25 protein-coding genes are annotated in these 22,773 nt (G+C 65.1%); 6 read left to right on the forward strand and 19 right to left on the reverse strand.

The features are described from left to right. Positions 1 to 34: 34 nt before the first annotated feature. From KYT87_RS17060 to KYT87_RS17085, 6 genes are all read right to left on the reverse strand, one after another. Complete coding sequence (locus KYT87_RS17060; RefSeq protein WP_219990426.1) at positions 35 to 1,039, reverse strand: tripartite tricarboxylate transporter substrate binding protein; 1,005 nt, start codon at positions 1,037 to 1,039, stop codon at positions 35 to 37. Positions 1,040 to 1,155: 116 nt separating this feature from the next. Next, positions 1,156 to 1,845, reverse strand: a complete 690-nt coding sequence (locus KYT87_RS17065) for an AroM family protein (RefSeq protein WP_219990427.1) — start codon at positions 1,843 to 1,845, stop codon at positions 1,156 to 1,158. Continuing rightward, positions 1,842 to 2,771, reverse strand: coding sequence for a DUF1177 domain-containing protein (locus tag KYT87_RS17070; protein ID WP_219990428.1), 930 nt, complete (start codon positions 2,769 to 2,771; stop codon positions 1,842 to 1,844). The genes KYT87_RS17065 and KYT87_RS17070 overlap by 4 nt, the downstream gene beginning before the upstream one ends. Next, complete coding sequence (pepE, locus tag KYT87_RS17075) at positions 2,768 to 3,472, reverse strand: dipeptidase PepE (protein ID WP_104144442.1); 705 nt, start codon at positions 3,470 to 3,472, stop codon at positions 2,768 to 2,770. The genes KYT87_RS17070 and pepE overlap by 4 nt, the downstream gene beginning before the upstream one ends. Before the next feature lie 35 nt (positions 3,473 to 3,507). Continuing rightward, positions 3,508 to 4,275, reverse strand: a complete 768-nt coding sequence (locus KYT87_RS17080) for an IclR family transcriptional regulator (RefSeq protein WP_046804675.1) — start codon at positions 4,273 to 4,275, stop codon at positions 3,508 to 3,510. A 153-nt stretch (positions 4,276 to 4,428) separates the two neighbouring features. Beyond that, positions 4,429 to 5,469 carry a metal-dependent hydrolase gene (locus KYT87_RS17085; RefSeq protein WP_219990429.1) on the reverse strand — a complete coding sequence of 347 codons (1,041 nt, stop codon included), beginning with the start codon at positions 5,467 to 5,469 and terminating at the stop codon, positions 4,429 to 4,431. A gap of 121 nt (positions 5,470 to 5,590) precedes the next feature. On the opposite strand from KYT87_RS17085, the gene KYT87_RS17090 reads away from it, so the two are divergent. The 3 genes from KYT87_RS17090 to KYT87_RS17100 all read left to right on the forward strand — a co-directional run bounded on the left by KYT87_RS17090 (position 5,591) and on the right by KYT87_RS17100 (position 7,509). Then, on the forward strand, positions 5,591 to 6,229 hold the full coding sequence (locus KYT87_RS17090; RefSeq protein WP_219990430.1) for a DedA family protein: 639 nt from the start codon (positions 5,591 to 5,593) through the stop codon (positions 6,227 to 6,229). Positions 6,230 to 6,242: 13 nt separating this feature from the next. Beyond that, positions 6,243 to 6,758 carry a hypothetical protein gene (locus tag KYT87_RS17095; protein ID WP_219990431.1) on the forward strand — a complete coding sequence of 172 codons (516 nt, stop codon included), beginning with the start codon at positions 6,243 to 6,245 and terminating at the stop codon, positions 6,756 to 6,758. Positions 6,759 to 6,855: 97 nt separating this feature from the next. Continuing rightward, a complete protein-coding gene (locus KYT87_RS17100) occupies positions 6,856 to 7,509 on the forward strand; it encodes a dUTPase (protein WP_120156234.1) in 654 nt (217 codons plus the stop codon). Between the two features lie 78 nt (positions 7,510 to 7,587). Here the strand turns inward: KYT87_RS17100 and KYT87_RS17105 are convergent, their stop codons facing one another. From KYT87_RS17105 to KYT87_RS17130, 6 genes are all read right to left on the reverse strand, one after another. Then, positions 7,588 to 8,700, reverse strand: a complete 1,113-nt coding sequence (locus KYT87_RS17105; RefSeq protein WP_046804680.1) for an NADH:flavin oxidoreductase/NADH oxidase — start codon at positions 8,698 to 8,700, stop codon at positions 7,588 to 7,590. Between the two features lie 102 nt (positions 8,701 to 8,802). Beyond that, the gene (gene ehuA, locus KYT87_RS17110; protein WP_219990432.1) at positions 8,803 to 9,573 is read right to left on the reverse strand and encodes an ectoine/hydroxyectoine ABC transporter ATP-binding protein EhuA; all 771 of its coding nucleotides are present in this window, start codon (positions 9,571 to 9,573) and stop codon (positions 8,803 to 8,805) included. Beyond that, complete coding sequence (gene ehuD, locus KYT87_RS17115; RefSeq protein WP_046804682.1) at positions 9,570 to 10,241, reverse strand: ectoine/hydroxyectoine ABC transporter permease subunit EhuD; 672 nt, start codon at positions 10,239 to 10,241, stop codon at positions 9,570 to 9,572. The genes ehuA and ehuD overlap by 4 nt, the downstream gene beginning before the upstream one ends. Continuing rightward, complete coding sequence (ehuC, locus tag KYT87_RS17120) at positions 10,238 to 10,891, reverse strand: ectoine/hydroxyectoine ABC transporter permease subunit EhuC (protein ID WP_104144435.1); 654 nt, start codon at positions 10,889 to 10,891, stop codon at positions 10,238 to 10,240. The genes ehuD and ehuC overlap by 4 nt, the downstream gene beginning before the upstream one ends. A 9-nt stretch (positions 10,892 to 10,900) precedes the next feature. Further along, entirely contained in the window at positions 10,901 to 11,815 is a 915-nt protein-coding gene (ehuB, locus tag KYT87_RS17125; RefSeq protein ID WP_082134462.1) for an ectoine/hydroxyectoine ABC transporter substrate-binding protein EhuB, read from the reverse strand. A gap of 178 nt (positions 11,816 to 11,993) precedes the next feature. Further along, entirely contained in the window at positions 11,994 to 13,148 is a 1,155-nt protein-coding gene (locus tag KYT87_RS17130) for an ABC transporter substrate-binding protein (protein WP_219990433.1), read from the reverse strand. A 222-nt stretch (positions 13,149 to 13,370) separates the two neighbouring features. Between KYT87_RS17130 and KYT87_RS17135 the strand changes: the two genes are divergently transcribed. After that, entirely contained in the window at positions 13,371 to 13,796 is a 426-nt protein-coding gene (locus KYT87_RS17135) for an OsmC family protein (protein ID WP_046804685.1), read from the forward strand. A 133-nt stretch (positions 13,797 to 13,929) separates the two neighbouring features. Then, positions 13,930 to 15,219: an Nramp family divalent metal transporter gene (locus KYT87_RS17140; protein ID WP_120156238.1), complete on the forward strand. Its 1,290-nt coding sequence runs from the start codon at positions 13,930 to 13,932 to the stop codon at positions 15,217 to 15,219. Between the two features lie 65 nt (positions 15,220 to 15,284). Here KYT87_RS17140 and KYT87_RS17145 read toward each other — a convergent pair whose 3' ends face one another. Both KYT87_RS17145 and KYT87_RS17150 read right to left on the reverse strand, forming a co-directional pair. Next, on the reverse strand, positions 15,285 to 15,506 hold the full coding sequence (locus KYT87_RS17145; protein WP_104144431.1) for an XRE family transcriptional regulator: 222 nt from the start codon (positions 15,504 to 15,506) through the stop codon (positions 15,285 to 15,287). A gap of 181 nt (positions 15,507 to 15,687) precedes the next feature. After that, complete coding sequence (locus KYT87_RS17150) at positions 15,688 to 16,305, reverse strand: TetR/AcrR family transcriptional regulator (protein ID WP_219990434.1); 618 nt, start codon at positions 16,303 to 16,305, stop codon at positions 15,688 to 15,690. 155 nt (positions 16,306 to 16,460) lie between these two features. On the opposite strand from KYT87_RS17150, the gene KYT87_RS17155 reads away from it, so the two are divergent. Next, positions 16,461 to 17,744, forward strand: a complete 1,284-nt coding sequence (locus tag KYT87_RS17155; RefSeq protein WP_046804689.1) for an MFS transporter — start codon at positions 16,461 to 16,463, stop codon at positions 17,742 to 17,744. 115 nt (positions 17,745 to 17,859) lie between these two features. Here KYT87_RS17155 and KYT87_RS17160 read toward each other — a convergent pair whose 3' ends face one another. The 5 genes from KYT87_RS17160 to KYT87_RS17180 all read right to left on the reverse strand — a co-directional run bounded on the left by KYT87_RS17160 (position 17,860) and on the right by KYT87_RS17180 (position 22,715). Continuing rightward, the gene (locus KYT87_RS17160; RefSeq protein ID WP_219990435.1) at positions 17,860 to 18,600 is read right to left on the reverse strand and encodes an ABC transporter ATP-binding protein; all 741 of its coding nucleotides are present in this window, start codon (positions 18,598 to 18,600) and stop codon (positions 17,860 to 17,862) included. After that, a complete protein-coding gene (locus KYT87_RS17165; protein WP_120156241.1) occupies positions 18,597 to 19,400 on the reverse strand; it encodes an ABC transporter ATP-binding protein in 804 nt (267 codons plus the stop codon). The genes KYT87_RS17160 and KYT87_RS17165 overlap by 4 nt, the downstream gene beginning before the upstream one ends. Then, entirely contained in the window at positions 19,397 to 20,485 is a 1,089-nt protein-coding gene (locus KYT87_RS17170; protein WP_219990436.1) for an ABC transporter ATP-binding protein, read from the reverse strand. Before KYT87_RS17170 ends, KYT87_RS17165 begins: the two co-directional genes overlap by 4 nt. Further along, positions 20,482 to 21,411, reverse strand: coding sequence for a branched-chain amino acid ABC transporter permease (locus KYT87_RS17175; protein ID WP_006220267.1), 930 nt, complete (start codon positions 21,409 to 21,411; stop codon positions 20,482 to 20,484). The genes KYT87_RS17170 and KYT87_RS17175 overlap by 4 nt, the downstream gene beginning before the upstream one ends. 158 nt (positions 21,412 to 21,569) lie before the next feature. After that, on the reverse strand, positions 21,570 to 22,715 hold the full coding sequence (locus KYT87_RS17180) for a branched-chain amino acid ABC transporter substrate-binding protein (RefSeq protein WP_046804693.1): 1,146 nt from the start codon (positions 22,713 to 22,715) through the stop codon (positions 21,570 to 21,572). Positions 22,716 to 22,773: the final 58 nt, after the last annotated feature.

Here is a 22,773-nt window from a genome sequence, read left to right on the forward strand (position 1 = left end):
CAAAAAAAGAAGGGCCCTTGCGGGCCCTTCTGCTTTACTGCTCCAGGCTAATGTTCGCGGCCTTCACGATATCGGCCCATTGCTGCCGATCCTTCTCAAGAAACTGCGCCGTCTTCTCCGGCGTCATTTCCGTAACCGGCTCGGAACCCAGGCCCGCCATCTTTTCAACCAGCGCCGGGTCTTTCAGCACGTCTTGCAGCGCGGCGTAATAGGCAGCCAGCACGTCGGCCGGCAAACCCGCGGGTGCGAACACCCCCTGCCACGTTGGCATGTCGAAGCCCTTCAGGCCTTGCTCGTCCAGCGTCGGCACATTGGGCAACTGCGGCGCGCGCTTGAGCGAGGCCACGGCAATCGCCTTGACCTTGCCTTGCGCGGCCAGCGGCGCGGCGGTCGAGATGTTGTCCATCGTCATGGCGATGTGCCCGCCCAGCAAATCCGTGATGACCGGCGCCGCGCCACGATAGGCCGCGTGCGGCACCTTCACGCCCAACTTGTACAGCATGGTCTCGGCGATCAGGTGGTTGGAAATGCCCACGCCCGCCGTGCCGTAGGTGGCCGTTGGCGTCTTCTGAAAATACGCTTTCAACTCTGCCAGATTATTGGCCGGCACATCCTTGTTGACGATGACCACGTTGGGTTGCACGGCAGCCAGCGTGATCGGCGTGAAGTCCGACGGCTTGTAGTTCGTGCCCTTGGGATTCAGGACGTGCGTGATGGCCATGGAACCGGCGGCCGCGATGCCGATCGTGTAGCCGTCGGCAGGCGCTTGCGACAGGCGGTACGCCATGATGTTGCCGCCGGCGCCGGCCAGGTTTTCAACCACAACGGACTGCCCCAGGCGCTTGGACAGCGGATCGGCAAGCAGACGCGCCAAGGTGTCGGCCGAGCCGCCGGGCGCAAAGCCCACCAGCAGCCGCACGGGCTTGGTGGGCTTCCACGCGTCGGCGGCGTGGGCGGGCGCCAACAGCGCGGGCAAGACCGTCAAGACAGTAACGGCGGACAAGGCGCCAACGGCGCGGTGCAAGGTACGGCTGAACATGAAAACAACTCCCAACAATAAATTGACGAAGACAGCTTCGTCTCCCCATGCCGCTCATCCGGCATGACGGCGGCATGAAAACGCCACCGCCACGCCGTGCTGAAACATCGGCGGCTTTATTCCAATAATTGCGACAAGGCCTGCGCCACGATGCGGTTGGACAACAGCACCGGCCGGCCGGAGGCTTGGGCCACCGCGTCGCGCATCCGCTGCCCATAGCCCATGCAATGCATGACGATCAGGTCGCACGATGCCAAGGCCTGACCGGCTTGGGCGAAGTTTTGCGCGGCCCGCAGCGCATCGGCTTCATAGGGCGACGCATGCACGATCTGCGTGCCGCAGGCCAGCGGCACCGCCAGGTGAAAGAAGTCGACCTGTTCAGCCAGGGGCACAACCAGCCCCACGTTGCGGCAATGCTGCGACAGGCCCGCGACCAGGTGGTCGACGACCTGCTGCGGCTCAACCACCAAGGTGCGCATGGGCGCGATGGCGGTGCCCGTGCACAGGGGCACCAGCGCGTCGTAACCGGCGTCGTCCGCCTGCCGCATCACCTGGGCCAACCGGGCTTCGGCAGCGGCGGCGTCCAGCTCGATCTGCGTGCCGTCGCGCATGCGAGTGGCAAAGCGATATTCCCCGTCGCGCGGGGCCATCGCAGCCAGCGCGGCCGCGTCCAAGCCGTCCAACGCCCCAAATTCATCGATGTGTACGGCCTCGCCCAGCAAGCGAGCCATCTCGGGCACGACGTCGCTGCGCGGCGATTGGCCGATGGTGAAGAACGCCACGCGACGTGTCACGGCGGCGCTCATGCCGCACCGCCATCGTCATGCCCAACGGTTTGCAAGTGCGCCATGGATCCGTATCGCGCTTGCAGCGCGCGCCATTCCGCATCATCGAAGAACGTCATCGTGCGCTGGCCATACAGCTTGGCAATTTCTATGCAGAAACGCATCGCTACGTCGGCATCCACCGCGTTGGTCACGCCGGTGGCGCAGCCGGGCACGGTGGTTTGCGCCGTCAGCGCCACGCCAACGACAGGCGCGTCGGTGACGATCGACGGTTGCATCAGCGAGTTCACGTGCCACAGGCCGTTTTCGTAGGGCGTGATGTCCTGCGTCGTCAAAGGCAGCGTCACGGGAAGTTCGCCGCTGACCCAGCCCATCACGTCCAGCATCGTTTCGGGAATGCGCAGCAGATAGCCCTGTTTGGCCACCGGCGTCAGCGCCACGCCGCGCTTGTTCACCAGGCGGTTGCCGCGCGTGGTGTCCACGGACAGGATGGCGTCCATGCGCGTGTCCACCTCGTGCGACATCATTTCGCGCATGGGAAAAGGCGAGCGCATCATCGGCACGGGATGATGCGGACGCGTGCCGGCGCGCGGGCAGATGTGCGTGCGGATGCGCACGGTGCCCGGCATCACGTCGCCCTGCCGCGCCATGGCCATCAGCTTGAGCGCCGCGGCAATCGCCACCACCGCCCCGTCGCTATCGGACACCAGGCCGGTCACGGCGGGCCGCGCGCCGATGCCGCCCAGGCGGCCGACTATGCCCAGTTGCGGCGCGGACGCATCCAGGCCCGGAATGGCGATGGACAGAAAATCGGTCGCCGCGCCGTCGCGTTCCAGGCGCGTGACTTGCACCTCGCAATCGCCCGCGTCGCGCAACACCCGCGCCACCGCCTCGCCGGTGATGTGCGCCGAGGACAGGAGTTCGATGGTGTCTATCACCTGCTTCATGCCGCGATCTCCAACGGGCCGGGGCGGAACACGCGCGGCTCGGTGTGACCCAGGAACAACGGCGCATCATGCGGGCCGACCAGCGCCACCTTGGCGCCGCGCACGCGCAGCCCCGCGCCTTCGGGCAGCCCCAGCACCGGCATGTCGGGATTCAGGGTGCAGAACTCGGCCAGGCGCTGGGCCCGCGTTTCGCCTCGGTGGCCGGGAGGATGCGCGTTGGTGTAGTGCGGGTTGATCTGGAACGTGATCAGGCCCAGGCCGTCGAAACCCCCCGGGTCGGTAATGGGCATGTCGTTGGTGGTGCAGATGGTGGGGCACGTCAGGTTGGAGCCCGCGCTCCAGCCCAGATACGCCGCGCCCTCGCGCACGCGGCGCTTCACCACGTCCAGCAGGCCTTGACGGCGCAGCTGGCCCAGCAGGTTGAACGTGTTGCCGCCGCCCACGATGATGACGGCGGCCTTTTCCAGCGCCGCTACCGGGTCTTGCGCGCGGTGCAGGCCTTCGATGGCAAGGCCGGTGTCCGCCAGCGCGGATACCACCAGCGCGGTGTAATCGTCCCAGTCACGCGTGACGCCGGCGAATGGCACAAAGACGGCGGGCGCGCCTTGCGGCAAGGATTCGATCAGCTCGCGGATATCCGGCATGGCGTGCACCAGGTAGCCGGCGTCGCTGCTGGAATTGCTGAGTAGCAAAAGGTTCATGGGGAAGATTCCATCAACAAGGCAAAGGGAAGAATTCAGGTCAGCCAGTAGGGGTCGTTCAGCTTGCGGCCCAGGCCGGCCACTTGCGTCAGGACCAATTCACGCAAGCGCGCCACGCGCTCGGCATCAGCCTGAAACGACACGAACGACAGGCACAGGCCGCGCAATTCGCCAGTGGCCGGGTCGCGCACGGCGGCGGCCACGGCGCCGATGCCGGGCATGGCCTGGTCGATGGCGACGCCGTAGTGATCGGCGCGCGTCTGCTCGACCAGCCGCGCCAGGTCGCCCACGGTAGCCGGGCAATCGCGGCCTTCAGTGGGCAGCGGCTGCGCGGGGTCGGCGCCATAAAGCGCCTGGAATTCGGCATCGCTCAAGCGCGACAGCAGCGCGCGGCCCATGGCGGTGCCCGACGCGTTGCGGCGGGAACCGGGCGGCGACAGCACCTGCACGGGATGGGACCCGTTCAAACGTTGCAGCACCACGGTTTCGCGCTGGTTCAAGGTGGACAGGTAGGCGGTCAGCCCGCTGTCTTCGGACAGCCGTACCAGCACATCGCGGCAGGCTTCGTCCAGCGGGGTGGCGGCCATGCCGGCGCGTACCGCCTGCGCCAGCAAGGCGCCAGGCCGATAGCGGCGCGTGGCGGGGTCCTGATCCAGCATGCCGTAACGCTGCATATGGTTCAGCAGGCGCGATGCCGTGCTCTTGGGCATGGCCAGGCGCGCCGCGACGTCAGTAAAGCTCAGCTCCATGGCGCCGTCCGCGTAGAGCGACAGGACGCGCTGGACTCCATCGAGAATGCTCATGCTTGTTCCATAAAACGGAACCTAGGTTCCTTAATAGAGAACAAGAATAATGCGGGCGCGGAACGCGGTCAATACCGATCGTTGCCGCAAAGAAAAAGCCCCCGGTGTGCCGGGGGCTGGAGGCTGGGACCGCGTGGGTTTCAGCGCGGGCGATTAGCGGTCGGCAAGCGTGGACCACTGCGCCAGCGGCAACGGCGGCTGCGCATGCAGGATGCGCGCCAGCACCAGCTTCAATTCCGCCCAACCGCCCCGCTCGCTGGGCCAGGTGGACGGCGTCACCGGCGTCCAGCCGCCGCCGGGCGTGCGCTCGGCCATCTTGAAGCGAAAGGTGTAATGGCCCGCCATGCCCATGCGCAGGTCACTGACGACCAGCGCGTCGCCAATGGCGTCATAGCGCAGCCAATCATCGGTAAACCAGCGCAGGCGTTGGTGCAAGGGCACATCGTCCAGCACCCGGGCCAGGTCCAGGTTCAGCGGCTGGCGCAGCCATTCCGGCCGGTCGCGATCAAAGAGGCTGCTGACGGCTTCGTAATAATTGCCGTCCGCCGTCTTGGCGATGACCCGCCACACCAGGGTGTTGAACGGCATCGACACGGCCCGCAGCTCGGTCACGGCAATGCCTTCCTGGCGCATCGCGTCGCGTACGCGGTCTTCGGCCACCATGCGGCTGGCCAGGCCGAAACCCAGGTACGCCGTGCTGAAGATCAGCGCGCCGGCCATCAGGCGCCGCGCTCGGCCCGTCATGCCGACGGCGATGGCGAAGAGCACCGCCAGCAGCAAGGGCACGGTATAGACCGGGTCAATGATGAAGATCGCCGACCAACTTTCCGGAACGGGCGTCAGTGGCCAGAAAAGCTGAGTGCCATACACGGTGAACGCGTCCAGCACCGGGTGCGTCACCAGCACGAGCCATAAGGTCAGGAACAGCCGCTTGCCGCTATACGGGGCCTGCGGCCAATATTTGCGTATCAGCCAGGCAAGCAACAGCGCCAGCCCGGTCAGCACGAATATCGAATGGGAAAAGCCACGGTGGTAGGTCATCAGCGACACCGGGTCGGGATAGCGCATCAGCACGTCCAGGTCGGGCACCGTTGCCAGCGCCGCCCCGTACACCAACGCCCGGCGCCCCTGAAACCGCCCCAGCATGACGCCCTGTATGCCCGCGCCCAGCACCGCTTGTGTTACCGAATCCATAGCTTCCCAATCAACCCCGTCAGTCGCATCGCATCAATCAGACAGCCTAGATAACATTTGGCCATCCAGGTAGGCGTTAAGATACCCGATTGCTTTCAGCTAATTTTCAGACTTCGCCTTCATGGATCAATATATCGACAAAATCGGGCTGTTCATCGAGGCCAACCAGGCGTGGGCCGGCCCCATCACCTTCCTGCTGACGCTTGGGGAATCGCTGGTGTTGGTGGGCCTGTTCATCCCCGCCACGGCCCTGATGTTGCTGACCGGCGGCTTGATCGGCGCCGGCACGCTCGACCCCTGGGGCGTCATCGCGTGGGGCATCGCGGGCGCCATCGTCGGCGATGCAGTTTCCTATTGGCTGGGGCGCTGGGCCGGCCCGGGCGTGTTGCGCCGCTGGCCGCTCAAGCAGCAACGCACCGGCGTGGCGCGTGCGCGGCTGTTCTTCTACCGCTATGGCTTTGCGTCGGTACTGATAGGCCGTTTCCTCGGCCCGATTCGCTCGACCATCCCGACGGTGGCCGGTGTGATGGGCATGGCGCATCACCGCTTTCAATTGGCCAACGTCATGTCGGCCCTGCTTTGGATGCCGCTGATGCTGGCGCCGGGCTACATCACCGCGCGCAGTCTGGGTACCGCGGAAAATGCGCAGCAGATCGCCATGATGATCGGCGCGGGCCTCTCAGTGCTGCTAGGATGCGGGCTTCTGCTGGCGATGGTGCGCAAGCGCCGCCAGCCGGCGCGGCAACGGCGCAGCAACTGATCGGAGAATTGGCATGGCGATAGACCTGGAGCCCAAAGACGGCGATTTCGCGCGCTACATCGAAAACCTGTCGCAGGCGGGCGGCGTCACACCAGGCAAGGTGCCCGAAAAGCGCCGTGCGTCCGCTCAGGCGACAGCCACGGTAGCCGTGCCCGCGCCCGCCACGGGCGATTCCTTGTCCACCGCCCCTTGGGGCAATACCGCATCGCCGCGCTCGTCCGCCGGCGCGCCGGGCGCCACTGCCCCGTCGGACGCGGCCGATGCATCGCTGGCGGGGCGCGCCCGCCAGCGCAAGGTCGGCATCATCCTGACCATCGGCGGCGTGTTGGCCGGGTGGGCGGCGGTCAACATCGCGTTCCGCGCCCTGCGGGCTTCGCACTTCGAGCTCGATCAGCTGATGCCCGCCGTGTTCCTGGCGTTCTTCGCCTTCATGCTGCTCAAGGCGGCCGGCAGCGCGCGCAAGCCGCGCGGTATGTCGCCGGGCAAGCTGCCGCCCTTGAAGGCGTCTGCGTATCGCAAGGACAGCTGAAGCCGGGCGGACGCGCACGGCAATGGTGCTAACATTTCCGCCGCTGTCGCAAAGACCCTTGAAGAATTACGGAGTGAAAGTGAATAACGTTGTCGGATTGAACCAGGCCCAGGCGGCCACGATGCTGAAGTTGCAAGACCACTTGAACAGCATGATCAATCCTGACTGGGTCAACGGCGGTTCGCGCTTCCTGCGCGCCGCCTTCGTCGAATCGGCCGAGGCGCTTGAGCACTACGGCTGGAAATGGTGGAAAAAGCAGACCATCGACCTGCCCCAGGTGCAAATGGAACTGGTCGACATCCTGCACTTTTACCTGTCGCACACCATCGTCCAGGCTGGCGGCCAGCAAGCCGAGGCGGCCAGCGCGCTGATGGCAGACCTGGCCACGCCCGCCTCCGTCACGCTTGATGGCCGCGCCTACGCGCTGGACGGCCTGCCCGTGCCGGAACTGCTGGAGCTGATCGGCGGCCTGGCCGTTTGCGGCCGCGCCAGCTACAAGGTGCTGGAACAGACCATGACGGCGTGCGAAATGAGCTGGAACGACGCCTACACCCAGTACGTGTCCAAGAACGTGCTGAACATCTTCCGCCAGCAACATGGCTACAAGGAAGGCACGTACATCAAGATCTGGAACGGCGAAGAAGACAACGTGGTGCTGGCGCGCCTGCTGTCGCAACTGGACCCGACCAGCGCCGATTTTGCCGATGCGATGGCGCGCGAGTTGGAACAGGCCTACGCACGCCTGAAGTAATCCGAAGGCATCCTCGTTCGGACAAAAAAAACGCCGCGATACGCGGCGATTTTTTTTGTGCCCCGGCTGGCCGGGATGTCAGCGTTGGCCGAAGCGCGTTTCGCCGAACAGTTCCTTGAACTCACGCGGCTGCGAACGCCAGTACTGATGCGGCGCGGCGACCTGGCCGCCCAGTTGCGCGGCCGCATGCCACGGCCAGCGCGGGTCATACAGCATGCCGCGCGCCAGCGCGACCATGTCGGCCTGCCCTTGCGCCAGGATGTCCTCTGCCTGCTGCGCCTCGGTGATCAGGCCCACCGTGATCGTCGGCATGCCAACCTGCCGCTTGATCTCGGCCGCGAACGGCACCTGGTAGTTCGGCGCCACGGGAATCTGCTGCTGCGACGATACGCCGCCGCTGGACACGTCGATGAACTCGCATCCCAGCGCCTTCAGCCGATGCGCGAACGCAATGGTCTGGTCCAGGTCCCAACCGCCCTCGACCCAGTCGGTGGCCGACACGCGCACGCCCAAAGCCATCGACGCCGGCACGACTTCACGCAGCGCCTGGAAGACTTCCAGCGGAAAGCGCATGCGGTTTTCAAGCGACCCGCCATAGGCATCGTCGCGCTGGTTGGCTACCGGCGACAGGAATTGATGCAGCAGATAGCCGTGCGCGGCATGCACTTCGATGGCGTCAAAGCCCAGCCTGATGGCGCGCCGCGCGCTGTCCACGAAGGCGTTGCGCACGCGCGCCAGGCCGGCTTCGTCCAGCGCATGGGGCGGCGGTTCGGAGGCCTTGTGCGCGATGGCCGACGGCGCCCAGCCTTGCCAGCCGCCTGCCGACGGCGGCACCAACTGGCCGCCGTTCCAGGGCGCGTCGCTGGACGCCTTGCGCCCCGCGTGGCCCAGCTGGATGCCCAGTTTGATGGGCGAATAGCGCCGCACCGCCGCCACCACGCGGCCCAGTGCCGCTTCCGTCTCGTCAGACCACAGGCCCAGATCCCCCGGCGAAATCCGGCCGTCGGGCTCGACGGCGGTGGCTTCGGTAAACAGCAGCGCCGCACCGGACAGGGCCAGGTGACCCAGGTGGATCATGTGCCAGTCGTTGGCACAGCCGTTTTCGGCCGAGTATTCGCACATCGGCGCGATGACGATGCGATTGGACAGCTGGACGTTGCCAACCGACGTGGGACTGAACAGGTGACTCATGTAGGCCTCCGGGCTTGGGATGCGAAAGCATAGCGCCCCGGCCATGACACCGGCCGCAATCCCATCGCCCCCGTCAGGGTTAAATGCGTGCGGCCGCTGGCCCTATTGCCCTTCGATCACCGAATCCAGGAATTGACGCGTGCGCGCTTCTTTCGGATGGCTGAACAGCACGGACGATTCAGCGTCCTCGACGATGTTGCCCTGGTCGAAGAACAGCGTGCGATCCGAGCTGCGTTCGGCAAACTTCATCTGGTGCGTCACGATGATCATCGTCATGCTGCGGCGGGCCGACAGCTTGCGCAGGATCTCCAGGATGCCGCCAACCAGCTCGGGGTCCAGCGCCGAGGTCACTTCGTCGAACAGCATGATTTCCGGGCACATCGCCAGCGCGCGCGCGATGCCCACGCGCTGCTTCTGGCCGCCGGATAACTGCGCGGGGTAAACGTCCAGCTTGTCGCCCAGCCCCACCATGTCCAGGTATTCCACGGCGCGTTCACGCGCCTGGTCCTTCGTCATGCCCAGCACGTGCACCGGCGCTTCCATCGTGTTGCCCAGCGCCGTCATGTGCGGGAACAGATTGAAGTGCTGGAACACCATGCCGATCTTGCCGCGCACGCGCCGCAGATATTCGGAATTGGCGCCCACCGGCCGGCCCTGATCATCGGTCCACATCGGCTGCCCGTCGATTTCAATGTCGCCGCTGGTGGGTTGGTCCAGCGTCATCAGCACCCGCAGCAAGGTGGATTTTCCCGAACCGGACGGCCCGATCACGGCCACCGTCTGGCCCGCCGGAATTTCCAGGTTGATGCCGCGCAGCACCTCCAGCTCTCCGTAACGCTTGTGCAGATTCTTGATGGTCAAGCTGGCGCTCATCGCTTTCCTCCATATCGTTGCAGGCGGGCCTCCAGGCCGCGCACACCCCATGCCGCCACCAGGCTCAACGCCAGGAACAGCACGCCCACCAGCGTCAGCGGTTCGGTGTAGCGGAACGTGGCCGACCCGATCATCTTGCTTTGTTGCAGCAGTTCAACCACCGTGATGGCCGATAGCAGCGGCGTGTCCTTGAACATGGCAACCAGGTAGTTGCCCAGCGCCGGCACCACGGGCGGAATCGCCTGCGGCAACACCACGCCCACCGCCGTGCGCCAGCGCGACATGTTCAGCGCCGTGGCCGCTTCCCACTGCCCACGCGGCACCGCTTCGATGCCGGCGCGGTAGACCTCGGCGCAATACGTGGCGTAATGCAGCCCCAGCGCCACAATGCCGGTGGCCAGCGGCGACATCTGCGCCCCCGTCAGCGGCAGCACATAGAACAGGAAATACATCTGCACCAGCAGCGGCGTGCTGCGGATGAACTCGATCACGAAGGCGGTGGGCAGCGACACGATGCGCAGGCGCGAACGCCGCATCATCGCCAGGACCAGACCCAGGGTGACGGCCACCAGCATGCCCAGCACCGTGGCCTCGATCGTGATGATGAGCGCCGAACCGAGCGTAGGCAGGATCTCCAGCGCGAAAGCCCAATCGAATATCGGTGTCATCGAACTCGGACCCTCCGCTCAAGGGCCCGCACGCCGGCCGTGATCACCAGGGCGACGGCAAAGTACATCAGCAGCATCAAGGTAAAGATCTCGGTCGTGCGCAGGGTTTCGCTGCGCAACAGCTGGCCGCGGAAGGTCAGGTCGGTGATGGTGATGAGCGAGACCAGCGCGGTGTTCTTCATCAGTTCGATCAGCAGGTTGCCGGCGGGCGGCAGCATGGCCGGAATCGCTTGCGGCACCACGATGCGCCGCAGGATCTGCGCGCGAGTCAGGTTCAGGGCCACGCCCGCCTCGCGCTGGCCGGGCGGCACGGCACGGATCGCGCCGCGCACGACTTCGGCCCCATAGGCGCCCGCGTTCAGGGCCAGCACTACGATGCCCACCAGCATGGCCGGCAGTTGCACGCCAAACAGCGGCAGCACGAAATAGAACCAGAACAGCTGGACGAGAGCCGACGTGCCCCGGAAGACTTCAACGTACACGGACGACAGCCACCGCAATGGCCGCACGGGCGACAAGCGCCCGATGCCCGACGCCAGGGCCAGCGGCACCGCCAATACGACGGCGCCCCCCATGATTTGCAGCGTCACCACCAGGCCCTCAAGCAAGGGCGGCACGAGTGTCGCGATGTGTTCGGAAACGACTTGCATCGGCGCTCCTTACTGGCCGGCGCAGAGCTTGGCGGCCGTCACACCCTGCGGCAGTTCCTGATCGGTGAAGCCAAACGGCGCCACCAGTTTCTTGTGCTCGTCGGTGCCGATGAATTTGGCGAGTTCGGCGTTGAAGGCATCGGCAAAGGCCTTGTCGTCGGTGCGGAAGGCATACGCGCCATAGCCGCGCACACCCTTGCCGTCGATCACCGGGTCGGTGAAGGGCTCCGCCTTTTCCAGGCCGCTGCCCGCCTGTGTCTTGCCCATCAGGTCGTTGATGGTCAGCGCCGTGGCCGCGTAGGCGTCCGCACGGCCCGCCTGCACGCCGGACAAGGCGCTGACGGCGTCGGGGAAGACCACCACCTGGCCGGCGGGCACCTTCACTTTTTCTGCGTACTCGCCTTCGATGGCGCCCACGACAACGCCCAGTTTGGCGTCTGGGTTCTTCACCACGTCTTCATAGCTGTGCAGGTTCTTGGGGTTGCCCTCTTTGACCAGGAAGGCCTCGCCCACGCCGTAGGTGGGGTCGGAAAACGCGACCTGCTGGCAGCGTTCAGGGGTGACGTACATGCCGGCGGCAATGATGTCGAAACGCTTGGCGGCCAGGCCGGGAATTAACGAGCCGAATTCCGTCAGCACGCCTTCCACTTCATTGATGCCCATGCGCTTGAGCACCACGCGCGCAATCTCGACCGATTCGCCGGTGACTTTGGCTTCCTTGCTGTCCATGTACGCAAACGGCGCCTCGTTGGCATAGCCGATACGGATCTTGCCGGCCGCCTTGGCGGCGTCAAGCGTGCTGGTTGCGGTAGCCGGCGCGCCGCCGGCAGCGGGCGCGGGCTTGTCTCCGCCCGAGTCCGAACACGCGGCCAACACGCCAAGGCCCAGGGCCAACAGCAAGCGTTTGGATTGCAGCAAGGTCATGAATGATTTCTCCCGAATCTATTTCTAGGTGCATGGCTTCGCTAAAAATAATACGCTATTAAATGATTTCGACACTAATCATATGGGTGTAAAAAAGCGGGCCTAAGCCCGCTTTTAGCGTCCGTTGCCCTATGGAGTGTTAGCAAACGTTACGGTACGTAGAAATCCATGGCGGCGGCTACTGGGCGTACGAGAAGCGCCCGTTCTTGACCACGCCCATCACCCGCGCACGCTCGTCGAAGCCCTGGTGGTTGTCCTTGGAAATGTTCAGGACGCCATTGGGAACGATCAGGTCGCGGGTGTTTTCCAGGGCGTCGCGCAAGGCGCCCCGGAATTCCGGCGTGCCGGGCTTGGCGCCCGTTTTCAGTGCCCGGCCCACTGCCGAATCCAGCAGCATCCAGGCGCCATAGGCGTCGCCCGCGAATTGCGTCAACGTGTTGGCGCCGTACTGGCCTTCATACTTGTCGGCAAATTCCACAGCAACCTTCTTGACCGGGTTGCTGTCGGGCAGCTCGCGCGCCACGACGCCGGGGCCGGTCGGGAACAGCGTGCCTTCCACATCGCGGCCGCCCACTTGCAGGAATTCCAGCGTGCCGATGCCGTGCGTCTGGTAGATGGCGCCGGTGTAACCGCGTTCCAGCAGCGTCTTTTGCGGCAGGGCCGACGGCGTGCCCGCGCCTGCGATCAGCACCGCGTCCGGCTTGGCGGCAATCACCTTCAACGCCTGCCCCACCACCGACGCGTCCGTGCGCTGGAAGCGTTCCTGCGCCACGACCTTCAAGTCAGTGCCGGCCGCCGCGGTGAATTCCTTCCACCAGCTGTCGCCGTAGGAATCCGCGAAGCCAATGAAGGCCACGTTCTTGAACCCTTTCTTCTTCATGTCGTCCACCAGCACGGTGGCCATCAATGAATCGTTCTGGGGCATCTTGAACGCCCAGGCGCGCTTGGGGTCGGACAAAGGTTCCACGATGACGCTTGAGGCGGCCAGCGCAATCATGGGTGTCTTGGTTTCAGCCAGCACGTCCAGCGCGGCCAGGGCAGCCGCCGTGGTGTTGGGGCCGACGATGGCGTCGACCTTGTCTTCGGACGTCAGCTTGCGCATGTTCTTCACCGCGCGGCTGACGTCGGTGCCATCGTCCAGCACCACATAGCGCGCCGGTTCGCCGCCCAGCGTCTGCGGCCACAGGCGAATGGCGTTATTGGTCTGGATGCCGATGGCGGCGGCGGGGCCGGTCGTGGACACATCCACGCCAATGACGATTTCGGCATGGGCGGACAAGGCGGGCAGCGCCAGCGCAACGGCGCAGGCATAGCGTAGAAAAGTGCGAGACATGACAGCAGCTCTTGGGACGGTTGAAACGGATGCCGCTATTTTGCCTGATGGCCGTGGGCCGTTACATCGGCTTGCCGTTGCGCACCGGTGGATTCCGCGTCCGCCCCCCGGCATCGCCGTATCATCGTTCATGCCTTGCAAGGCAACGCACACCGCCGTCAACGGCGGTCGTTTTTTGCACCGGCCGCGCACCACGCGCGCGCCCCCTCTACAGGAGTCACTATGAAGAAAACCGCATCCGCCGCCTGGTCGGGCGACTTGAAGACGGGCAAAGGCACGATCTCCACGCAAAGCGGCGCGCTCAAGGCCCAGCCCTATGGCTTCAACACGCGCTTTGGCGACACGCCGGGCACCAACCCCGAAGAGCTGCTGGGCGCGGCGCACGCAGGCTGCTTCACGATGGCCTTGTCCAACATCCTGTCCGAGTCCGGCCTGGTGGCCACCAGCCTGGACACCAAGGCGGAAGTGACGCTGGACAAAGTCGACGACGGCTTTTCCATCACCGCCGTGCACCTGACCGTGGAAGCCGTCATCCCGGGAGCCACCGCGCAGGCGTTCGAAGACGCCGCCCGCAAGGCTGAAAAGGGCTGCCCGGTGTCCAAGGTCTTGAACGCCAAGATCACCATGGACGCCAAGCTCAAGTCCTAAGCGCTGCGCCTGGCCAATGGCGCGTCCTGTCCCGGGCCGCGCCATTGGTCTGCCCTATCCCGGGCTTGGGCAAAATCAATTTGACGGTCTTCCAGCACTTCCAGAAAATGAGAACCATTCTCAGGAGTGCCGCATGACCGGATTCATCTACGCAATTTCTGGCGGCAAGGCCGCCTTGGCTCAGGACGCGCGCGTGTCGGCCAACCTGCGGCGCATGGTCGGCTCGGGCATTCTGGTGGCCGTGGGCTACATCGACCCGGGCAACTGGGCCACCGACATCGCGGGCGGCAGCGGCTTTGGATACGGCCTGTTGATGGTCGTTATCTGCTCGGCGTTGCTGGCGCTGGGTTTTCAAATCCTGGTATCGCGCCTGGCGCTGGCCACCGGCCAAGACCTGGCTACGCTGACTGCCCGCCACCTGTCGCCGCGCTGGTCCAAGGCGGCCTGGCTGGCCGGCGAGGCCGCCATCCTGGCTACCGCCCTGGCCGAACTCATCGGCGGCGCCATTGCGCTGCGCCTGCTGTTCGGCCTGCCTTTGATCGCCGGCGTAGCGGTGACCGGCGTCGGTACGTTCGCGGTGTTGGCGCTGACGCGCGGCAATGCCGACCGCCATGAGCGCGTCATCGCGGTGTTGCTGGGCGTGGTTGCCGCGTCATTCGTTTTCCTGCTGTTCAAGGCGAACCCCGCCTGGACCGCCGTGGCGCACGGCATGACGCAGACCGGCCAGGCGTTGCGCGACCCCCAAGGTTTCCTGATCGCGCTGGGCATCCTGGGCGCCACGTTGATGCCGCATAACCTCTACCTGCATTCCGGCTCGTTGGCCGAACGCGCGCAGTCCCTGCCAGCTTCGGCGCGCGACATGGCCATGCGCGTGGCGCGCAACGACACCATCGTGTCGTTGAGCGTGGCCATGCTGATCAACTCGGCCATCATGATCGTGGCGGCGGCATCGCTGTCCGGATCCGGCCTGATCGTGTCCAGCCTGGACGACGCGCATGCCGTCATCGGCCATACGCTGGGCGTGGGCGCCGCCATCGTCTTTGCCGTTGCCTTGTATGCGGCGGGCCAAAGTTCGACGATTACCGGCGTGCTGGCCGGGCGCATCCTGTCCAAGGGGTTTCAGATTCGCAGCAACTGGTCGGACCGGCGCCGGGCGCTGGCCACGCGCTTGATCGCCGGCGCGGCGGCCGTCGGCCTGTTGATCTTCACCGGTGGCAAGGACCCCGACGAACTGCTGGTGTTAAGCCAGGTCATCCTGAGCCTGGCGCTGCCCTTCGCGTTGGGACCGCTGGTGGTGCTGGCCTGCCGCAAACAGGTGATGGGCGCATACGCGCTGCGCGGCGCCTGGGCCTGGGCCGCCGTCGGCGCCACCGTCGGCATCGTCATTCTTGATGGCTATCTGCTGATCGACATGGTGGCTTGAACCGGGCCCGCCCCAAAAAAAAACGCCAGCATATGCTGGCGTTTTTTTAGCTGGCCCCGGGCGCTTCAGTGGCGGGCGGAGATCACCGGATGCTGCTGTCGACCGGCGTCCATGTCGTGCAGGATTTCGCCGACGGCGCCGCCCAACGAGGCCATGCGCACCTTCAGGCGCAACCACAGACCGCGGTTGAAGGGGCCGGACAAGGTTTCCGCTTTGACGGCCTCGCGGATCAAGGACCGCTCCAGCGCATCCGACATACGGGCATTTTTCAACGCGGTATCGCTCATGATTCTCTCCTTGAGAAAGCGCGATGTGGAACAACACGACTTGATGTTAGATCCGCGTTTGTTGCGTCGCAATAAAAACTTTAAGCATTTTTTTAATCGTTGCGCAATGGGGACAAACACCACCATTACGGTGCATGCGGCACCACATTAAGCACTAGTCTTGTGCAGCGCCCTCCCCCATTCAGCCGGCCCGATGCGCCTGGATCAGCTTGTCGGCCATGTCGGCGACCCGCGCGGCCGGGCCACCTTCGCCAAACAGCTGGCTGGAGACAAACGCGCCCTCAATCAACAGCAGCAGGCCGTCCGCCAGGGCCGCGGGGTCTCGGGCGCCCATGCCCAACGCCATCTCGTTCAGGCGTCGGCGCAATCGCAGCTTGTGCTCGACGGCCACTGCGCGCGCCGGGTGTTCGGGTTCAGGGTATTCAACGGCGGCATTGGTCAGCCCGCAGCCGCGATACCCGTTTGCCACGGCCCGCGTCGCCAGCCCCGACAGATAATCCAGCAGCTGTGCGCGCGGATCCCCGGGGTGCGCGGCGCAGGCGGCGTCGAAGCGGGCCCAGAATTCGGCGTCGTAGTCGCGCAGATAGGCCGCCGCCAATTCATCCTTGGACGAAAAGCTGCGGTACAGGCTGGGTTTGGTCACGCCGGCCTGGTTGACGATGGCGTCAACGCCCACGGCGCGGATGCCGTCGCGGTAGAACATTTCGCGCGCCGTCTTGCGGATGCGGTCTGCCGCCAGTAGTGGCTTGGGGCCGGCTTTTGCGGTGGCGCCTGAGGCATTGGAAGGCTTGCTGGCCATGCTGGACTCCTGAAACGGAAGGCGGATGGCGTTCCCGCAACACGGGCGGACGGCCGCGCCTTCAAAAAACAAATCGCCGAAAAATCGCTTGACGATGTTACTGACCGGTACGTACTATTCGCTGATCGCAAACCAGATACGTACCGGTCAGTAACATGAGTATAGCCCAACCTCCGCTTCCCTTTCAGCGCGCCGGACAAAAGTACGCCTTTGTCGTGGTTGCCGTCATTTTCCTGGCCTTGCTGGTTTCCGCCGGTTTGCGCTCTACGCCCAGCGTGCTGCTGGTGCCACTAGAGGAAGCCTTCGGCTGGAGCCGCAGCTCGATCTCGTTCGCGGCGGCGGCTGGCATCTTTTTGTATGGCTTGGTCGGCCCCTTCGCCGCCGCCGCGATGGAACGCTTCGGCCTGCGCCGGGTGCTGATCAGCGCCCTGGTGCTGATGTCGGCCTCAAGCGCCGTCAGCGCCTACATGACCGAGCCCTGGCACCTGCTGATGACGTGGGGCGTGTTCTCGGGCCTGAGTTCCGGAGCGGTGGCCTCGGTGCTGGGCGCCACCATCGTGAACCGCTGGTTCACCAAGCATCGGGGCCTGGTAATGGGCTTGCTGACCGCCAGCACCGCTAGCGGCACGCTGGTCTTCCTGCCCGTGCTGGCCACGCTGGCCTCGTCCGGCGATTGGACGCGCGTCGTCTGGACGGTTGCAGCCGCCGCTGCCGCCATGGTGCCGCTGGCGTGGTGGTTGGTGCCCGACCGCCCGGCCAACGTCGGCCTGACGCCATTCGGCAGCGACCCCGACGCGCCGCCCGCCCCCGTCGCGCCGCGCACCGGCATGTTGGCCGCCACGTTTGGCGCCTTGGCCCGGGCCTCGAAGACCCCCACATTCTGGTTCTTGTTCGCCACGTTCTTCATTTGCGGGTTCACCACCAACGGCCTGGTCGGCACGCATCTGATCGCGCTGTGCGGCGACCACGGCATGCTGGAAGTGCAAGCCGCCGGCCTGCTGGCGCTGATGGGCGTGTTCGATCTGGTCGGCACCACGGCATCCGGCTGGCTGACCGACCGCTACGACCCGCGCAAGCTGCTGTTTGTCTACTACGCCCTGCGCGGCCTGTCGCTGATCTACCTGCCCTATTCCGATTTCTCGTTCTACAGCCTGTCGATCTTCGCCATTTTCTTCGGCCTGGACTGGATCGCCACCGTGCCGCCCACCTTGCGGCTGACGACGGAAGCCTTCGGCGAACGCGACGCCGGCATTGTGTTCGGATGGATTGTCGCGGGCCACCAGCTGGGCGCAGCCAGCGCCGCCTGGATGGCCGGCGCGATCCGGGAAGCCCAGGGCAGCTACATGATGGCCTTTTTGATTTCCGGCGCCACGGGCCTGATCGCCGCGGTGATTGCACTGCGGATCGGCAAGAAGCGGGTGGTGCCTGTGCCCGCTTAAGATCCCTTAGGCCCGCTTAAGCCCACCTAGGCGCGTCAATTCGCATCCGCAAGAAAAAGCCCGGCATTCACATGCCGGGCTTTTTTTGTTGCGCACGTCAAAGCGCGCGTCGCCGTCAGGCCGGAGCGTCCTCGACTTCGCCCAGATACGCCGCCCTGACCTTGGGGTCGTGCAGCATCTGGTTGGCCGGCCCGGACAGGATGATCTCGCCCGATTCCATCACATAGCCGCGATGGCTGTTCTCCAGCGCCAGGCGCGCATTCTGCTCGATCAGCAGAATCGTGACGCCCTCGCTGGCGATGGTGCGCACCACCTCGAACACCTTCTCGACCATCAAGGGCGCCAGGCCCATCGAGGGCTCGTCCAGCAGCAACAGCTTGGGGCGCGCGATCATGGCGCGGCCCATGGCCACCATCTGCTGCTCGCCGCCCGACAAGGTGCCGGCCGCCTGCTTGCGGCGTTCGGCAAGACGCGGAAACAGCGTGAACACGCGGTCGGTGTCTTGCCTGACCTGCGCGGCGTCGCGGCGAATGTACGCGCCCATGGCCAGGTTTTCTTCAATGGTCAGCTGGCCGAAGATGCCCCGACCTTCGGGCACCATGACCAGCCCGCGACGCACCAGCTCGTGCGACTTCTGGCCACCGATGGACTGCCCGTCGTAGACGATTTCGCCGCCCGCCAGCGGCACCAGGCCGCAGATGGCGCGCAGCGTCGTGCTTTTACCCGCGCCGTTGGCGCCGATCAGGCACACGAGTTCACCTGCGTCCACGCGCAGGTCGATGCCGCGCACGGCGCGGATGCCGCCATACGCGACTTGCAGGCCGCGCAATTCCAATAAGGGTTGGGATGCCGTCATGATGCCGGGCTCTCCTTGTGAATCAGCGGGTCTTGCGCGGCGCCCGCGCCCAGATACGCTTCAATGACCTTGGGGTCGCGCTGCACCTGAGCGGGCTTGCCCATGGCCAGCACCTTGCCGTATTCCAGCACCAGCACTCGGTCGCACAGGCCCATCACCAGCTTCATGTCGTGCTCGATCAGCAGCACCGTGACGCCGTCGTTGCGGATCTTTTCGACCAGCTTGCGCAGCACCACCGTTTCCGACGCATTCATGCCGGCCGCCGGTTCGTCCAACGCCAGCAGCTTCGGGTCCGTGGCCAGGGCGCGGGCGATTTCCAGACGGCGCTGGTCGCCATACGGCAGCGAACGCGCAACGTCGTTGGCGCGATGGCCGATGCCCACGTAGTCCAGCAGTTCCTGCGCCCGCGCCTCGATGGCCGCTTCTTCAGCGCGCGTGCGGCGTGTGCGCAGCACCGCGCCGAACACACCCGCCTTCGTGCGCAGGTGCCGGCCGATCATCACGTTTTCAATTGCCGACAAATTCGCGAACAGCCGGATGTTCTGAAACGTGCGCGCCAGGCCCGCGTGGGCGACTTCGTGCGGCTTCTTGCCCGACATCGACTGCCCGTTAAACGTGCAGCTGCCGTCTTCCGGGATGTACAGGCCGGTCAGCACATTGAACAGCGTGGTCTTGCCCGCGCCGTTCGGGCCGATCAGGCCATAGATTTCGCCCTGCTCGATATCGAAGCTGACGTCGGACAGCGCTTGCAGGCCGCCAAAGCGTTTGCCCAGCCCCTGGGCTTGCAGCAGTTTGCTCATGCCGGCCCCCCTTGCGTCTTGGTGGACAGTTCACGCTTGCGCACCGCCGACGGCCACAGGCCGGCCGGGCGGAACAGCATGACGCAGACCATCGCCAGGCCGAACAACAACATGCGGATGCCTTCCGGGTCCAGCACCACCGCGCCGAACACCATGTGCTGGAAGGGTTCCACCACGGCCCGCAGGAATTCCGGCAAGGCCGCCAGGATCAGCGCGCCCAGGATCACGCCCGGGATGTGGCCCATACCGCCCAGCACCACCATGCACAGAATTGAAATGGACTCCATCAGCGAGAAACTTTCGGGGCTGACAAAGCCCTGCATCGACGCGAACAACGCACCGGCCACGCCGCCAAAAGACGCCCCCATCGCAAACGCCAGCAGCTTGATGTTGCGCGTATTGATGCCCATGGCCTTGGCCGCGATTTCGTCTTCGCGGATGGCTTCCCAGGCGCGGCCGATACGCGAATTCTGCAAACGCACGCATACCACGATGATGATCAGCGTCAGCGCCAGCAGCAGGTAGTAGTACTTTTCCGGCCCGGTGAAGCGGATGCCCATCAAGGTCTCGGTACGCGCGAACGTAAACTCACCGACCTTGAACGGATCGATACGGTTGATGCCCTGCGGCCCGTTGGTGATGTTGACCGGCGCATTCAAGTTGTTCAGAAAGATGCGGATGATCTCGCCAAACCCCAGCGTCACGATAGCCAGGTAATCGCCCCGCAGCTTCAAGGTGGGCGCCCCCAGCAGTACGCCGAACAGGCAGGCCACCGCCAGCGCAATCGGCAGAATCGCCCAGAACGGCAGGTGCAGCCCGAAATGCGGCGACGCCAGCAGCGCCCACGTGTAGGCGCCCACCGCGTAGAACGCGATATAGCCCAGGTCCAGCAGCCCGGCAAAGCCCACCACGATATTCAGGCCCAGCGACAGCATCACGTACAGCAACGCGAAGTTCAGGATGCGCACCCAGCTTTGGCCGGCCATGCCGATCACAAAGGGCAGCACCGCCAGCACGATACCGATCAGCGCAATGCCGATCAGGTTGCGGGTCGACAGCCCGCTGTGTTTCAAGGAGGTATTCATGCCCGGTCTCCCACGCGTTCGCCCAAGAGGCCCGAGGGGCGGAAGATCAGCACCAGCACCAACACGAAGAACGCAAACACGTCCTGGTAATGGCTGCCCAGGAAGCCGCCCGTGATGTCGCCGATGTATCCCGCGCCCAGCGATTCGATCACGCCCAGCAACAGGCCGCCGACCATCGCGCCCACCATGCTGCCGATGCCGCCCAGCACCGCGGCGGTAAATGCTTTCAGGCCCAGCATGAAGCCCATGGTGTATTGCGACACGCCGTAATAGGTGGCCACCATCATGCCCGCCACGGCGGCCAACGCCGAGCCGATCAGGAACGCCGCCGAAATCACGGTGTTGATGTTCACGCCCATCAGCCCCGCCACCTCGCGGTTCTGCGCGGTGGCGCGCATCGCCGTGCCCAGGCGCGTCTTGTGCACGATGGCCAGCAGACCGCCCATGATCAGCGCCGCGATCACCACGATGGCGATCTGTAGCGTGCTCATGCGCGCGCCGGCAAACTCAAACACGCGCGGCGACAGCACCTGCGGGAAGTTCAAGTAGTTGCGGCCCCAGGCCATCATGGCCACGTTCTGCAGAATGATGGACACGCCGATGGCGGTGATCAGCGCAGCCAGCCGGGGCGCGCGTCGCAGCGGCCGGTAGGCGACGCGTTCGGCCGTCCAGCCCACCGCCATGCACAGCGGCACGGACACCAGCAGGCCCACGCCCAGCACCACGAACGCCGACACGCCAGGGTCGCCGCCCACCAGTGAAATGGCGATTGTGGTGGCCGCCATGGCGCCGATCATGACGACGTCGCCATGCGCGAAGTTGATCAGCCCGATGATGCCGTACACCATGGTGTAGCCAAGGGCGACCAGGGCGTACACGCTGCCTAGCGTGACGCCGTTAATCAGTTGTTGAATGAAGATATCCATAGGGGCCGCGAAAATAAGCCTGGAAAAATCGCGCTGCAGCGGCCCGCGCCATGATGCATGGAACGCGGCACTCGCGGCGACACGCCGAGCGGCGTGTGCGCAAAGCGTTGGCGGACGCCGGCAGCGCCGGCACGTCCGCCCTACGGGTTCAGCCGGCCTTAGTTGGCTTGGCTGACCATCGTTTCAACCATCTCCCACTTGCCGTTCTTGACTTCGTAGATGGTGACCGAGATTTCCTTCAGGTCGCCCTTGGCGTCGTAGGAAATGTGCTCGCTGGTGGCGCCCTTGCGGTCCAGCTTGGCCAGCACCGGCAGGTACTTCTCGGGCTTGGACGAACCGGCCTGTTCAATGGCCGTGATCATGTTCCAGGCGCCGTCATAGGCGTACGGCGCGTACACGCCCGGCGCCTTCTTGAAGCGCGCCTGATAGCGCTGTTCGAAGTCCTTGCCCGCGGTCATCTTGTCCAGCGGCACGCCGGCCAGCGAGGCGAAGGTGCCGTTGGCGGCGTCGCCGGCCAGCTTGATGAAGGTGTCGCTGCGGGTCATTTCGCCCGAGACCAGCGGCGCCTTCAGGCCCAGCGTGGCCAACTGGCGCTTCATCGGTCCGGACTGCGCGTCCAGGCCGCCGTAGAAAATGGCGTCGGGCGCCGCGCCCTTGATGTTGGTCAGGATGGCGGTGAAGTCGTTGGCCTTGTCGGTGGTGTATTCGCGGCGGACCACTTCGCCACCGGCGGCCTTGACGGCCTTTTCCACTTCATCGGCCAGGCCCTGGCCGTAAGCCGTGCGGTCGTCGATGATGGCGACCTTCTTGGCCTTCAGGTTCTGCACCATGAACTTGCCGACCGCGGCGCCCTGCTGGGTGTCGCTGGTCATCATGCGGAACGTGGTTTCGTAGCCTTGCTTGGTGTATTCCGGCGAGGTCGCCATGGCGATCTGCGGCAGACCGGCCTCATGGTAGACGCGCGACGCGGGAATGGTGGTGCCCGAATTGAAGTGACCCAGAATGCCCACGACATCCTGGTCGACCAGCTGCTGCGCCACCTGCACGCCCACGCGCGGGTCGGCCTGGTCATCACGCGACACCAGCACGAACTTGGCGGGCTGGCCATCGACCTTGATGCCCTTCTTGTTGGCTTCTTCCAAAGCCAGGTTCAGCCCGTTCTGCATGTCTTCGCCGTAGTGCGATTGCGGACCGGTCAGGGGGGCGGCAAAGCCAAGCTTGATGTCGGCGGCCTGCGCGGCGGCCGTCATGCCCACAGCGGCGATGCTGGCGGCGAGAAGCTTCAAAGTGGTGCGGAACTTCATGGGAAAACCCTCCGGGTATCGGGACAGTTGGCCTTGGTCTTAAGGCCTTGTTATACCT

Origin of the sequence: Achromobacter sp. ES-001, assembly GCF_019448355.1 — a bacterium.
In the GTDB taxonomy this organism is placed as follows: Bacteria; Pseudomonadota; Gammaproteobacteria; order Burkholderiales; family Burkholderiaceae_B; genus Achromobacter; species Achromobacter spanius_B.

Bases quoted from the DNA above. Each gene is read 5' to 3' on its own strand.
- KYT87_RS17060 (WP_219990426.1), bottom strand. From the start codon at position 1,039: ATGTTCAGCCGTACCTTGCACCGCGCCGTTGGCGCCTTGTCCGCCGTT.
- KYT87_RS17065 (WP_219990427.1), bottom strand. From the start codon at position 1,845: ATGAGCGCCGCCGTGACACGTCGCGTGGCGTTCTTCACCATCGGCCAA.
- KYT87_RS17070 (WP_219990428.1), bottom strand. From the start codon at position 2,771: ATGAAGCAGGTGATAGACACCATCGAACTCCTGTCCTCGGCGCACATC.
- pepE (WP_104144442.1), bottom strand. From the start codon at position 3,472: ATGAACCTTTTGCTACTCAGCAATTCCAGCAGCGACGCCGGCTACCTG.
- KYT87_RS17080 (WP_046804675.1), bottom strand. From the start codon at position 4,275: ATGAGCATTCTCGATGGAGTCCAGCGCGTCCTGTCGCTCTACGCGGAC.
- KYT87_RS17085 (WP_219990429.1), bottom strand. From the start codon at position 5,469: ATGGATTCGGTAACACAAGCGGTGCTGGGCGCGGGCATACAGGGCGTC.
- KYT87_RS17090 (WP_219990430.1), top strand. From the start codon at position 5,591: ATGGATCAATATATCGACAAAATCGGGCTGTTCATCGAGGCCAACCAG.
- KYT87_RS17095 (WP_219990431.1), top strand. From the start codon at position 6,243: ATGGCGATAGACCTGGAGCCCAAAGACGGCGATTTCGCGCGCTACATC.
- KYT87_RS17105 (WP_046804680.1), bottom strand. From the start codon at position 8,700: ATGAGTCACCTGTTCAGTCCCACGTCGGTTGGCAACGTCCAGCTGTCC.
- ehuA (WP_219990432.1), bottom strand. From the start codon at position 9,573: ATGAGCGCCAGCTTGACCATCAAGAATCTGCACAAGCGTTACGGAGAG.
- ehuD (WP_046804682.1), bottom strand. From the start codon at position 10,241: ATGACACCGATATTCGATTGGGCTTTCGCGCTGGAGATCCTGCCTACG.
- ehuC (WP_104144435.1), bottom strand. From the start codon at position 10,891: ATGCAAGTCGTTTCCGAACACATCGCGACACTCGTGCCGCCCTTGCTT.
- ehuB (WP_082134462.1), bottom strand. From the start codon at position 11,815: ATGACCTTGCTGCAATCCAAACGCTTGCTGTTGGCCCTGGGCCTTGGC.
- KYT87_RS17130 (WP_219990433.1), bottom strand. From the start codon at position 13,148: ATGTCTCGCACTTTTCTACGCTATGCCTGCGCCGTTGCGCTGGCGCTG.
- KYT87_RS17135 (WP_046804685.1), top strand. From the start codon at position 13,371: ATGAAGAAAACCGCATCCGCCGCCTGGTCGGGCGACTTGAAGACGGGC.
- KYT87_RS17140 (WP_120156238.1), top strand. From the start codon at position 13,930: ATGACCGGATTCATCTACGCAATTTCTGGCGGCAAGGCCGCCTTGGCT.
- KYT87_RS17145 (WP_104144431.1), bottom strand. From the start codon at position 15,506: ATGAGCGATACCGCGTTGAAAAATGCCCGTATGTCGGATGCGCTGGAG.
- KYT87_RS17150 (WP_219990434.1), bottom strand. From the start codon at position 16,305: ATGGCCAGCAAGCCTTCCAATGCCTCAGGCGCCACCGCAAAAGCCGGC.
- KYT87_RS17155 (WP_046804689.1), top strand. From the start codon at position 16,461: ATGAGTATAGCCCAACCTCCGCTTCCCTTTCAGCGCGCCGGACAAAAG.
- KYT87_RS17160 (WP_219990435.1), bottom strand. From the start codon at position 18,600: ATGACGGCATCCCAACCCTTATTGGAATTGCGCGGCCTGCAAGTCGCG.
- KYT87_RS17165 (WP_120156241.1), bottom strand. From the start codon at position 19,400: ATGAGCAAACTGCTGCAAGCCCAGGGGCTGGGCAAACGCTTTGGCGGC.
- KYT87_RS17170 (WP_219990436.1), bottom strand. From the start codon at position 20,485: ATGAATACCTCCTTGAAACACAGCGGGCTGTCGACCCGCAACCTGATC.
- KYT87_RS17175 (WP_006220267.1), bottom strand. From the start codon at position 21,411: ATGGATATCTTCATTCAACAACTGATTAACGGCGTCACGCTAGGCAGC.
- KYT87_RS17180 (WP_046804693.1), bottom strand. From the start codon at position 22,715: ATGAAGTTCCGCACCACTTTGAAGCTTCTCGCCGCCAGCATCGCCGCT.